The organism is Peptoniphilus sp. GNH, from assembly GCA_021307325.1.
Lineage (GTDB): Bacteria > Bacillota > Clostridia > Tissierellales > Peptoniphilaceae > KA00134.
The window spans coordinates 1,227,539-1,240,174 of sequence record CP089931.1 but is presented as its reverse complement, the minus strand read 5'-3'; the positions used below and the strand labels follow the sequence as shown (position 1 = coordinate 1,240,174).

The following is a 12,636-nucleotide window of genomic DNA, read 5'->3' as shown; positions in this document are numbered from 1 at the left end:
CTAGCCAAAAATAAATAGGCTAGTTCTTTTAGTTAGAAAGGAATCTGATCATCACTTGGAAAATCAAATCCTGAATTAGAATCATCAGTAAAATCTTTATTGTATTCACTGTGGTCGCATAAGATTCCATCTATAAAAAATCTTGTTTTAGCCCCACAAGTTTCGCAGTATCTGGCATTACTTGGGTTATGATGTATTTCACCAATATCATCAAAGCCATTAAAATTCTGAGTATGAATTCCTTCACAATCATTATATAAGTTCGTTCCACATATTTTGCAAAATAATGCATCATCACTAAATTCTTCGTTTCCACATTTAGGACAAATTTTTACTTTCATTGTTGATTCATCAAATTCTACACCATCTTCATAAAGCATATCTCTTTCACCTCTTTTTTCTGTAATCTCTTTAATATAATCTTTCATTGTAGTGGGACTTCCACATGTTGAGCAGTAATAATCAGTTAATTTAACATCATGATCCTTGTTATCAGAACAAGAGTTATATATAGGAACCCCACATATAGGACAAAATTTTGCATGACGATTAAAGTTGTTATGACCACATATAATACAAGTACTATACTTAATAGAATTGTTACTATCAGATAAACGCTTATATTTAAATCCAAAAGCTAAAGATTTAGAACCACAATTAGCACAATAGTCTGTTCCTTTTTCGTGTTCAACACCACATTCAGGGCAATATATACTGAGAGGATTAAATGTGTTTTTAAAGAAAGAAAGCATAGAATTAGAAAAATCTCTTAAGTCTCTTGAAATATATTGTAATCTAACCTCAGCAGCTGGGACAGTTATGCTAAATAAATCAGATAGTGTGCTAGGATTTTTCTTTTTTTCAAACATAACAACTTGTTCAGCAAGAGGTGCAGGTGATAATAGATTCCTAGCAAAATTATTTGCTTCTTTTTCAAGTTCTTCGTATTTGTGTTTACCAACACCTTTTCTGGATAGAACATCAACACCATACATTTGGTGATGACCAATAAAAATATGTCCTAGTTCATGAGCTATGGTAAATCTAATCCAGTTATCAGTTTTATCTACGTCATTATAATAAATAATATACTTATTTGTATCGTGCCTATAACTACAGGCACCTAAATCGCTATCGAAAAAATCAATCACATCTTGTAAAGAACAGTTAGCATCATTCATATATTCAGAGTAAGTTTTTACACTGATTTCATTGCTAAAGCAATCAATAATTTTATTTAAATCAATAGGAATTTCAGAGATTTCGGCATCTTCCAATAATTCATATGATTTCTCTAGGGAAATCTTGTAATCTGGAGCATACCTCACTATTACATATCTCCATTTGCATCGCCAAATTCTTCTTCAAAATGCTTCTTTAATACCTTTAACATCTCTTCTTTTTTTCCTTGATCCATGTTTCTTGCTGCTCTTTGAATAATACGAATTTCTGGTTCATCATCTATTTGCTTATTTAAGGCAAGCAGATAGTTATAGTCGACTTGTAGAACTTCAGATATAGCCTTAAGAGTGTTATTATCTGGAGTTATTTTATCATCGTTTTCAATTCTCGAAACAGTAGAATTACTAATTTTTACTTTTTTTGCCAATTCACGCTGAGAGATTCCTAGTTCTTCACGTCTATTGGATATAACCTTTCCCAAAGTATCTTTCATAAAACTTCCTCCTTGTAATAAAATTATACCACAAGTGTTGCACGAAATCAACACTTGTGGTATAATTTATGTTGAATAGATGGAACGAGATAACTTCTATATTTTTTTAAGCTGTGCGTTCCATTAAATCAACAATAAGGAAGAAGTTATTTTATCACAAGCCAAAATATAAAGAAAGGAAGATGCCTATTAAAGAAATTCAAGAAGTAAAAGATGCAAATAATAAACTTATTTGCAAAATTGAAGCGGAAACTGGGATATTACAAAATATCTATAAAAAACAAGAAATTAAAGTTAGACTTGAAGTAGGACAAAGTATTCAACTAGCTAGAGGTGGATGTATCACCTTAGTTAAAAGAATAGATAAAACAGAGTACGACATAAAGAGTTACAAAAAATCAGCATAAATTTTTAAGAGCTGCAAGACGGCCTAATTTATCTTAACGGATGAATTAGGCTTTTTTTATTACAAATTATATCAAGCCTGATTAGCTATAAGGGCGTGAGATACACATATAAACTAATTTCAATCAATTTTGAAAGAAGTATATGGAGTACCTCTAGTTTCTTATAGCCTTTTTTAGGTCAAAGACAACTATGCTCCATAAACTGTAGGTAATATTTGTATTTCTCGCTCCTTGCTATCAGGCAAGAAAGCGAGGAATATTTTGAAAATTAGAAAGACTAGATCGGACGAAAGAACCACGTATGTTTATAGGTTTGCAGATGAAACAAAATTGGAATTAAAGCCAGGCGAAGATGGGATTACAGAAGTGGACATCAAAAAACTACATGCTTTAGATGATAGTGAAGTTTACTATAACAACAAGAATCTAAGACCTGGACGAAGTAAAGAAGAGAAAGCTGGAATAGATGCGTGGAAACAAGAATTTATAAGCGACTTTAAAAAGAGTCATGGATATGAACCTAATGAGGACATGTTAAAAGGAGAAGTGGAGGAAAGATTCCCAAGAAACTATAACTTATCTCTTGATTTCGATAACGATGGGGATATTGATCCAGATAAAAGATTAATAGCAACTATTAAATTCAAAGACATGAATGAAGAATTTGAATGGTCGGAGCATATGGAAGATATACTTTCTTTATTAACGGATAAACAGCGATTAGTAATCAAGTTGATGTATGTAGACGGATACAAGCAGTCAGAAATTGCAGATTTAATGAACATATCTTCAGCTGCGGTTAAGAAACATTTGGACAAGGCGAAGGAGACAATTAAAAATAATTTTTAAATATTTTAGGACGAGGTTAAAAACTCGTCCTTTTTCTTTGCCTGTGATTTGTAAGGGAGATGACCCTTTCAGAAAGGAGGCAAACATGAGGCACAAAATAATCATCAATGTAACAAATGAGAAAGGACAAAAGACAAATGTCCTTAAAGGTGCAGTCGGAAAAATTCCAAACAGATTAATAAAATTTTTGTTTGGAGACTACAGACAAATTTATCTATTAGACCCTGGTATGACAGTTGATTCAGTGGATGTTAGAGAAATCGAGAAAGGAGAAAAAAGTGTCAAGAATAAAGCTACTGATGGAAATCAAAGAAGATGCAGAGAATCTTGCATCTAGTATAGGTGTCCTTCTCACAGCATTAGAAAGTGATGAGGAACTGCCTAAAGAAGAAAAGGTAAAGCAAGAAGAAAAGACATATGAGATTGAAGATGTTAGAAAGATACTAGCCGATAAATCAAGATTAGGTCATACAGCTAAAATAAGAGAACTCTTAGAAAAGTATGGGGCTAAAAAGTTATCTGAAATTGATCCAAGTAAATATAAAGACTTGGTAGCAGATGTGGAGAAACTCTAATGAGTGCTCACGCAATATTGTCTGCCTCAAGTAGTTCACGTTGGATTCACTGCCCACCAAGCGTTAGGCTTTCTCAAAAATATGCAGATGAGGTTAGTCCTTATGCGCTTGAAGGCACATCGGCTCATGCCTTAGCAGAGTATAAACTAAAGAATTTATTAGGCTTGAATATCAAAAATCCTACTGATGACTTGGATTTTTATGATGAAGAAATGGATGAGCTAACTGAAGGATATGCCTCATACGTAGCAGAAGTTATAAGTAGATACGAAAGCCCAGCCGTCTTTGTGGAAGAAAGACTTGACCTATCAGACTATGTTAAAGAGTCATTTGGAACAGCTGACTGTGTAGTTGTTGGAGGAAAAGAACTTCATGTAATAGATCTAAAGTATGGTCAGGGAGTTTTAGTAGATGCTAAAGATAATTCACAACTCATGTTATACGGACTTGGTGCATTGACTCTCTTTGATGGAATTTATGATATCGAGAAAGTAGTACTTCACATCTATCAACCAAGAAGATGCAATATCTCAACTTATGAAATTAAAAAGATAGAACTTTATGAGTGGGGAGAATCCGTACGAGAGATAGCGGAGAAAGCATATAGAGGCGAAGGAGAATTCTCTTGTGGAGAATGGTGCATATTCTGTAAAGCTAAGAATAAATGTAGGAAGAGGGCAGAAGAGAATCTGAGACTAGCACAAGAAGAATTTACCCTACCACCAGAACTATCAGATGAAGAAATTGAAGAGATTCTACCAAAACTAGATGAACTGGAACAGTGGACCAAAGACATTAAGGCCTACGCTTTGGAAAGAGCGATGAAAGGTCATAAGTGGAAAGACCTAAAACTTGTCGAAGGTAGATCTAATAGAAAATACCGAGATGAAGATGAAGTTATTAACAAAGTAAAAGAACTGGGATTTAATCCCTTTGAAGAAAAGTTACTTGGCATCACAGCTATGACTAAGTTACTAGGTAAGAAAGTCTTTGATGAAAATATCAGCGACTTATTAGAAAAACCAAAAGGAAAGTTAACCTTAGTAAGCATTGATGACAAGCGAGAAGAAGTAAAAATTGACAATGTTAAAGAAGAATTTGGAGGTAAATAATATGTCAAATATGAATAAAACAAAAGTAATTACAGGTGAAGTTAGATTAAGCTATGCAAATGTTTGGGAACCAAAGTCAATCAATGGTGGTAAAGAAAGATACTCAGTATCCGTCATTATTCCAAAGAGCGACCAAAAGACAATTGAGAAGATTGAAAAAGCAGTAGATGCTGCTATTGATGAAGGACTTTCTAAATTCAATGGAAAGAAGCCAAATAAAAAGTCAATCAAACTTCCATTAAGAGATGGTGACACAGAAAAAGATGATGAGGCTTATGCAGATGCATACTTCTTAAATGCCAACTCTATGACAGCACCTCAAATTGTGGATAGAAATGTAGAACCAATTCTTGATAGAAGTGAAGTTTACTCAGGAGTTTATGCGAGGGTATCTCTTAACTTCTACGCCTACAATGTAAATGGCAATAAAGGCGTAGCGGTTGGGCTAGGGAATATTCAAAAACTAAGAGATGGTCAACCTCTAGGAAATAGGTCTAATGCAGCAGATGACTTTGACGCCATGGACGATGATGACGAAGATTTCTTAGCATAGGAGGAAGAAATGGACTATTTAATTACAGCGATAGTTTTAGCTATTTGGTCCTTTTTATGGTATAAGCTTGGATTTTTACAAGCTCAGCTAAAAGAACTAGATAGAGATATCAGAAAAATAGAAAAACAAATAAAAGAAGATAGAAAAAATAATTTAGCAGAATTAACAAAGCTTAGTGATAGCTATGAAGAGATTGTCCATAGATCTTGAGACCTATTCTTCATTTGATTTAGGCAAAAGTGGTGTATATAAATATGCCGAGAGTGAGGATTTTGAAATCCTCCTCTTTGCCTATTCTATTGATGATGGAGAAGTTAAGGTAATAGATTTGGCAAGTGGAGAGATTATTCATGAAGAAATATTACAAGCATTAAAGGATGAATCTATTGAAAAGTGGGCATTTAATGCAAACTTTGAAAGAGTGTGCCTATCAAGATTCCTTGGCGAAAGGCTAAAACCTCAAGGTTGGTACTGCACCATGATTTGGTCAGCCTATCTAGGGTTACCTCTATCGCTTGAAAAAGTAGGAGAGGTTTTAAAACTTGATAAACAAAAGATGAATGAAGGGAAAGCTCTCATAAGATATTTCTCTATTCCTTGTAAACCTACTAAGACCAATGGTATGAGGACAAGAAATTTACCACATCATGATTTAGAAAAGTGGTCTACCTTTATGGAATATAACCAAAGAGATGTGGAAACAGAAATGGCTATAAAGAAAAAACTATCAGCCTTTCCTATGCCTCAATCAGAATGGGAAAACTACTGTATAGATCAGAATATCAACGATAGAGGAATTTTAATTGATGAAGTTTTAGTTGATTCAGCAATTAAATTCGATGAAATATTACGAGAAGAAAATATGGACAGAGCCATAGAATTAACTGGTCTTGAAAATCCAAATTCTCCCTTACAGCTAAAAGAATGGCTAAATAAAAAGGGATTAGAGATAGATTCCTTAGCTAAAAAAGATGTAGAGTCTGCTCTTAAAAATGCTGAAGGAGACATAAAAGAAGTATTGGAACTTAGACAAGAATTATCTAAGTCCTCAGTTAGAAAATATGATGCTATGAAAAATGTAAAAGGAAAAGACAATCGAGCAAGAGGTCTGATCCAATTTTATGGGGCAAATAGAACTGGTAGATATTCAGGCAGACTTATTCAAGTTCAAAACTTAAGGAGAAACAATCTAAAGGATTTAGAGCTTGCTAGGAGTCTTGTAAAAAATGGAAATTACGAAACTTTGGAAATTCTCTATGAATCCCCGTCTGATATTTTATCCCAATTAATAAGGACAGCCTTTATAGCAAAAGAAGGCACAAGGTTTATTATTTCAGACTTTTCAGCAATAGAGGCCCGTGTCCTTGCATGGCTTGCAGGAGAACAATGGGTACTAGATGCATTTGAAAATGGAGAAGACATTTATTGCAGAACAGCATCAAGAATGTTTGGAGTGCAAGTTGAAAAGCACGGAATAAATGGACATCTTAGACAAAAAGGAAAGATAGCGACTTTAGCCTGTGGTTATCAAGGGGCCTTAGGCGCTCTAAAAGCAATGGGTGGTATTGAGATGGGTTTATCAGAAGATGAACTTCAATCAATAGTTGATTCCTGGCGAGAGGCTAATCCAAATATAGTGTGTCTTTGGTGGGACATAGATTCAGTCGTAAAAAGAGTTGTAAAGACTAGAACTAAGGAAGAATATAAGAGCCTAGTTATCAGCTATGAAAAAGGCATCCTATTCATAGAACTACCCTCAAAAAGACGACTTGCTTATCCAAAGGCAAAAATCGGGATGAATCGATTTGGTGGAGAATCAATTGTCTATGAAGGAATTGTAGTAGGAAATAAATGGGACAAAATAGAATCCTATGGTGGTAAATTTGTAGAGAATATAGTTCAAGCAATAGCCAGAGATATTTTAGCAGAGGCTATGATGAGACTTGAGAAGAAAGGATTTAATATCGTCATGCATATCCATGACGAAGTTGTAATAGAAAGTGATTCATCTAGTATCGAGGAAGTAAATGAAATCATGTCCGTTGTTCCAGAATGGGCGGATGGACTTATCTTGGATGCAGATGGATTTGAAAGTGAATTTTATAAAAAAGATTAAAGAGGGGGTTAAAAATCTCCTCTATTTCTTTGCCTGTGATTTAGGAGGGAAACCTCGAAAAAATTTACAGGAGGTAATTCAATGAAGGAATTAATACCAAAGAACGATTATGGAATATTTGCAGATCACAATGATATTGCTAGAGTGGACAGTAGATTTGTAGCAGAATTTTTTGAAAAAAGGCACTCTCATGTTATAAGAGATATACAAACAATCACTCAACCCAAATCTGGGCTCAGTGAAGAATTTATTGAACTCAATTTTGAGCTCAGCAGTTATAAGGATGTAACTGGAAGAAATCTACCATGTTATTTATTAACTAGAGATGGATTTACTATTTTAGCTATGGGTTACACGGGCAAAAAAGCCATGAAATTTAAAGAGCTCTATATTAAGAAATTTAACGAGATGGAAGAATTCATAAAGACTCTAGTATCAGCTAGAAATGAGTTCCCTCTTTTAACTGAGAATATAAGATTGCTTCATGACAATCCAAAAGCTTATCACTTTAGTAATGAGTGTAACATGCTGAATCGTATCGTTTTAGGTAAGAGTGCAAAAGAATTTAGACTAGAAAATGATATACCAAAAGGAAAAAGTATAAGACCATATCTGAATCAATCACAAATAGAGATGATTGAAACCTTGCAAAAGGTAGATATTGGTTTATTAGTAGCATTTCCTAATTATAAAGATAGAAAGAAACACCTTGAATGGTACAAGCAAAAATTGGAGGTACAAAATGTTTTATGTGAAAGAAAAAATCAATGATTCTATGGAAATAAGCATTGAAATAAATGATGAGAATGTCTTTTGCACCTGTCCAAAGTGTGGAAAAGAAGTTCGAGTCGATTTAGTTGAAGTATTGGAAGATGGCGATTTATTTTCTACTCAAGTTTGCTGTAATACTTGTAGTGAAACAATGAGGGATATTTATGAATAAAAAACTATACAATAGGAGTGGGTACAAGGATCCCACTCCTTATCAAGCAATTAAAAATACAGAGAAGAGATATTATCCCTTGGTATATATCTGCAGTCCATTTTCTGGAGATGTAAAAAATAATGTCATCAAGGCAAGAACTTATTCTCGCTATGCCTTGGATAGAGGAAATATACCAATAGCACCACATCTTTTATTTCCTCAGTTTATGAGTGATGAAAGTGAGAGAAGACTTGCAATGCATTTTAATTATGTCCTTCTTGGAAAATGCGAAGAAATCTGGGTCTTTGGTGACAACATAAGTCCTGGAATGGCTGAAGAAATAAGAGTTGCTGAGAAGAGAAAAATGAAGATTCGCTATATAAAGGAGGTATCCTAATTGAAAATATACACCTCAAATTTAATAGGAGTTGAGTCAAATTGTGTTTATCCAAATGAGGTCAATGCAGTAGATGTTAGGTCTTTTGAGAAAGCTGCGAGTTTTGACCATGTAATGGCTAAGTATAAAAATTCCTACAGGTCCAACGATAATTTTATAGAGTCAGAATGTGTTCCCATGGATATAGACAACGACCATTCAGAAAATCCAGATGATTGGATTTCAGCTAATGATTTAAAGAGAATATTTGACGGAGTTAAATTTGCCATAGTTTATAGCAGAAACCATAGAAAAGAAAAAAATGGAAAAGCTGCAAGACCAAGAATGCACATATATTTTCCAATTCCAAAGGTCACAAATTTAGCTGAATATGTAGGCATCAAAGAAAGATTGTCAGAGACTTATACTTTCTTTGATGGCAATGCCTTAGATGGAGCGAGGTTTTTCTTTGGAGTTAAGAATCCTGCTGTTGAAATAATTAGGGGGAAGAAATATATAACTGATATTTTAAAAGATAACTTTGAAAATTTTGATAACTCTCAAGACTTGATTCAGGAAGGCTCTAGAAATTCAACCATGAATCATTTTGCAGGTAGGATTCTAATTCGATATGGAAATACAGATGAGGCAAGAGAGTTATTCGATAAAAAAGCCAGCCTTTGTTCTCCACCATTAGCAGATGAGGAGTTAGAACAAATCTGGAGGTCAGCTTGTAAATTCTATAAAAAGGTAGCAGCAAGTGAAGATTATATACCACCTGAAGAATACACTGAAGGAATAAATTTGAGACCTTCTGAATTTTCAGACATAGGTCAAGCAGAAGTTTTTGTTAGAGAATACCAAGACAGAATTCGTTTTTCTCCTTCTACAGGTTTTCTTGTTTACAACGACTCTTACTGGGAGGAATCTGAACTAAAAGCACAAGGATACTCTCAAGATTTAGTTTTAAAACAAATAGAAGAAATAGACAATGAACTTTTGAAAATGGATGAAGACATTAAGAAATCAGGAATTAGGGATATTATGTCTTCTATGAGTGAGAAAAAGGCAATGGAGGTTTTTGATAAAAATCAAAAATCTATTTATTATAAATTAACTTTGCTTGAGGCATATAAGAAATATGCTGTAAAACGAGGAGACACCAGAGCCATCCATGCAACTTTAAAAGAATCAAAGCCAATGCTTGAAATAGACCAAAGAGAACTTGATGTGGATGAGTTTTTGTTAAACACTCCGTCATTTACAGTAGATTTGAAAACTGGAGAGTGTAGAGAGCATAAGGCAGATGACTATATAACCAAAGAAACCTCTGTAGATCCAAGTAATGAAAATATGGATATATGGCTTGATGCCTTGAATACCTTTTTTGTAAATGATAAAGAACTTATAGAATATGTGCAGAAAGTGGCTGGTATTTCTTTAATCGGAAAGGTCTATATTGAGGCTCTAATTATAGCTTATGGTGATGGAAGAAATGGCAAGTCCACATTTTGGAATACTATCTCAAGAGTTCTAAATCTTTACAGTGGGTCAATCTCTGCAGATATTCTTACAGTTAATTCTAAGCGAAATGCTAAACCAGAACTTGCTGAAACAAGAGGCAAAAGGCTTTTAATTGCAGCTGAACTTCAAGAAGGATTAAGGTTAAATACTTCAAACGTAAAACAGCTTTGTTCTACGGATGAAATTGTAGCAGAGAAAAAATATCGAGATCCGTTTAAGTTCATACCTTCTCATACCCTTGTCCTATATACTAACCACCTACCAAAGGTGGGTGCCTTAGATGAAGGAACCTGGAGAAGACTCATTGTAATTCCATTTGAGGCAAAGATAGAGGGCAGTAGTGATATTAAAAACTACACTGATTATTTAGTAGATAAGGCTGGGGGAGCAGTTCTCAAGTGGTTAATCGAGGGTGCTAAAAAGGCTATTGATGAAGATTTTAAATTCAGCCTACCTAAAAAAGTAGCAGATGCCATCAATGAATATAAGGAATCAAATAACTGGTTCAAGCATTTCTTAAATGAGTGTTGTGAGATTGATTCATCCTATGAAGAAAAGTCTGGAGAAGTCTATCAAGAATATAGAGCCTATTGTTTAAGAACTGGAGATTATGTAAGGTCTACAACAGATTTTTATTCTGCTCTTTCATCCAATGGATTTATGAGGAGAAAAACTAATCAAGGAATTGTGATTAATGGACTTAAATTAAAGTCAGATTTTGTGTAAAAATACAAGAAGTGCAGGTCGTGAATGTCATATATATAACTATTATATAGTAAGTAAATTAAATTTTAGTTATATATAAAGGTTATATAATAGAGTTTCACGACTTGCACAATGTCTAAAAATAGAGGTTTATATGTTAGAAAATGAAATAGAAAAAGCATTGGTAGATAAAGTGAAACTCCATGAAGGTCTTTGTCTTAAATTTACATCTCCATCAATGACGGGAATACCAGATAGGATAATACTTCTACCTAAAGGTAAAATCGGATTTGTTGAAACAAAAAGACCTGGAGGAGAACCAAGACCAATTCAGAAAAAGAGAATAAGGCAATTTAAAGATTTAGGTTTTAAGGTTTATGTTCTTGATTCAAAAGAAAACATTGATGAAATAATGAAGAGAATCGGAGGTGACTAATTGGAATATACTCCACATAAATATCAAAATTATGCTACTGAATTTATAAAAGAAAATAAGGAATCTGCACTTCTACTGGACATGGGTCTCGGCAAGACGGTTATAAGCTTATCAGCTATAAAAGATTTACTCTTTGATTCTTTTGAAATTTCTAAAGTTTTAATCATAGCACCACTAAGAGTTGCCAGGGACACTTGGAAGGAAGAAATAGAAAAATGGTCTCACCTTGATATCTTAGAATATTCAGTAGCAATAGGAAGTGAAAAAGAAAGAATAAAAGCATTAGAAGAACAAGCAGATATTTATCTAATCAATAGAGAAAATGTAGACTGGCTAATAAATAAGAGTGAAATACCCTTTAACTACGACATGATCGTAATTGATGAACTATCATCCTTTAAATCTCATAGGTCAAAGAGGTTTAAAGCTTTGATGAAAGTTAGACCAAAGGTAAAAAGAATAGTTGGTCTTACTGGAACTCCATCATCTAACGGCCTAATGGATTTGTGGGCTGAGTTTAGGCTCCTTGATATGGGAGAGAGACTTGGAAGATTTATTGGTCAGTACAGGGAAATCTACTTCAAACCAGATAAGAGAAACGGACCAATCATTTATTCCTATAAGCCACTTCCTTTTGCTGAAGATGCAATCTATGAAAAGATATCAGATATCACAGTTTCTATGAAAGCTGAAGACTATCTAAAAATGCCAAAGAAGATAAACAATGAAGTTTTTGTAAATCTATCAGATAAAGAAAGAGATATCTACGAGACCTTAAAAAAAGACTTGGTTGTTAATATTAAGGATAAAGATATAGATGCAGTTAATGCTGCTGCACTTTCTAATAAGTTACTTCAAATGGCGTCAGGTTCTGTTTATGATGAAGATAAAAATATGATTCATATTCATGATAGAAAGCTTGATGCCTTGGAAGATTTAATAGAAGGCGCAAATGGTAAACCAGTATTAATAGCTTATTGGTACAAGTCAGATTTGAAAAGAATAAAAGATAAGTTTGATGTAAGAGAACTTAAGACAAGTGAGGACTTTAAAGAATGGAATCAAGGTAAGATTCCAGTTGCCATTATCCATCCAGCATCTGCTGGTCATGGACTTAACCTACAAGCGGGAGGTTCAACACTTATTTGGTTTTCTCTTACTTGGTCCTTAGAACTTTATGAACAAACCAATGCCAGACTTTATAGACAAGGACAGAAAGAAACAGTTGTGATTCATCATATCTTAGCAAAAGGAACTATTGATGAAGATGTTATGAAAGCATTAGAAAATAAGAATAAAACACAAGCTGCACTTATTGATGCAGTAAAAGCAAATCTAAAATGAGTAGAGGTTCTATAGAGAACTTACCTCAATACTTATGGA

16 protein-coding genes are annotated in these 12,636 nt (G+C 33.8%); 14 read left to right on the top strand and 2 right to left on the bottom strand.

Annotated features, from left to right (window positions below; genetic code table 11):
- Positions 1–32 precede the first annotated feature (32 nt).
- Positions 33–1,328, bottom strand: a complete 1,296-nt coding sequence (locus LV469_06145) for an ImmA/IrrE family metallo-endopeptidase (GenBank protein UHR02222.1) — start codon at positions 1,326–1,328, stop codon at positions 33–35.
- A gap of 2 nt (positions 1,329–1,330) precedes the next feature.
- Positions 1,331–1,675 carry a helix-turn-helix domain-containing protein gene (locus LV469_06140; protein UHR02221.1) on the bottom strand — a complete coding sequence of 115 codons (345 nt, stop codon included), beginning with the start codon at positions 1,673–1,675 and terminating at the stop codon, positions 1,331–1,333.
- A gap of 182 nt (positions 1,676–1,857) precedes the next feature.
- On the opposite strand from LV469_06140, the gene LV469_06135 reads away from it, so the two are divergent.
- The 14 genes from LV469_06135 (at position 1,858) to LV469_06070 (ending at position 12,597) form a co-directional block, all read left to right on the top strand.
- Positions 1,858–2,082, top strand: coding sequence for a hypothetical protein (locus LV469_06135; GenBank protein UHR02220.1), 225 nt, complete (start codon positions 1,858–1,860; stop codon positions 2,080–2,082).
- A 261-nt stretch (positions 2,083–2,343) separates the two neighbouring features.
- Complete coding sequence (locus LV469_06130; protein ID UHR02219.1) at positions 2,344–2,931, top strand: sigma-70 family RNA polymerase sigma factor; 588 nt, start codon at positions 2,344–2,346, stop codon at positions 2,929–2,931.
- Between the two features lie 85 nt (positions 2,932–3,016).
- Positions 3,017–3,268: a hypothetical protein gene (locus LV469_06125; protein UHR02218.1), complete on the top strand. Its 252-nt coding sequence runs from the start codon at positions 3,017–3,019 to the stop codon at positions 3,266–3,268.
- Positions 3,210–3,506, top strand: a complete 297-nt coding sequence (locus LV469_06120) for a hypothetical protein (GenBank protein ID UHR02217.1) — start codon at positions 3,210–3,212, stop codon at positions 3,504–3,506. The genes LV469_06125 and LV469_06120 overlap by 59 nt, the downstream gene beginning before the upstream one ends.
- Positions 3,506–4,618 (top strand): DUF2800 domain-containing protein, encoded by a 1,113-nt coding sequence (locus tag LV469_06115; protein UHR02216.1) that lies wholly within the window; start codon positions 3,506–3,508, stop codon positions 4,616–4,618. Before LV469_06120 ends, LV469_06115 begins: the two co-directional genes overlap by 1 nt.
- 1 nt (position 4,619) lies before the next feature.
- Positions 4,620–5,171, top strand: a complete 552-nt coding sequence (locus LV469_06110; protein ID UHR02215.1) for a DUF2815 family protein — start codon at positions 4,620–4,622, stop codon at positions 5,169–5,171.
- Positions 5,172–5,180: 9 nt separating this feature from the next.
- Positions 5,181–5,381: a hypothetical protein gene (locus tag LV469_06105; GenBank protein ID UHR02214.1), complete on the top strand. Its 201-nt coding sequence runs from the start codon at positions 5,181–5,183 to the stop codon at positions 5,379–5,381.
- Positions 5,356–7,287 carry a DNA polymerase gene (locus LV469_06100; protein ID UHR02213.1) on the top strand — a complete coding sequence of 644 codons (1,932 nt, stop codon included), beginning with the start codon at positions 5,356–5,358 and terminating at the stop codon, positions 7,285–7,287. Before LV469_06105 ends, LV469_06100 begins: the two co-directional genes overlap by 26 nt.
- 81 nt (positions 7,288–7,368) lie before the next feature.
- Entirely contained in the window at positions 7,369–8,058 is a 690-nt protein-coding gene (locus LV469_06095; GenBank protein ID UHR02212.1) for a Rha family transcriptional regulator, read from the top strand.
- Positions 8,030–8,230, top strand: coding sequence for a hypothetical protein (locus LV469_06090; GenBank protein ID UHR02211.1), 201 nt, complete (start codon positions 8,030–8,032; stop codon positions 8,228–8,230). The genes LV469_06095 and LV469_06090 overlap by 29 nt, the downstream gene beginning before the upstream one ends.
- On the top strand, positions 8,223–8,609 hold the full coding sequence (locus tag LV469_06085) for a DUF4406 domain-containing protein (GenBank protein ID UHR02210.1): 387 nt from the start codon (positions 8,223–8,225) through the stop codon (positions 8,607–8,609). Before LV469_06090 ends, LV469_06085 begins: the two co-directional genes overlap by 8 nt.
- On the top strand, positions 8,610–10,838 hold the full coding sequence (locus LV469_06080; GenBank protein ID UHR02209.1) for a phage/plasmid primase, P4 family: 2,229 nt from the start codon (positions 8,610–8,612) through the stop codon (positions 10,836–10,838). It abuts the gene before it with no gap.
- Between the two features lie 133 nt (positions 10,839–10,971).
- The gene (locus LV469_06075; protein UHR02208.1) at positions 10,972–11,253 is read left to right on the top strand and encodes a VRR-NUC domain-containing protein; all 282 of its coding nucleotides are present in this window, start codon (positions 10,972–10,974) and stop codon (positions 11,251–11,253) included.
- Entirely contained in the window at positions 11,254–12,597 is a 1,344-nt protein-coding gene (locus LV469_06070; protein ID UHR02207.1) for a DEAD/DEAH box helicase, read from the top strand.
- The last annotated feature ends 39 nt before the right edge of the window (positions 12,598–12,636 follow it).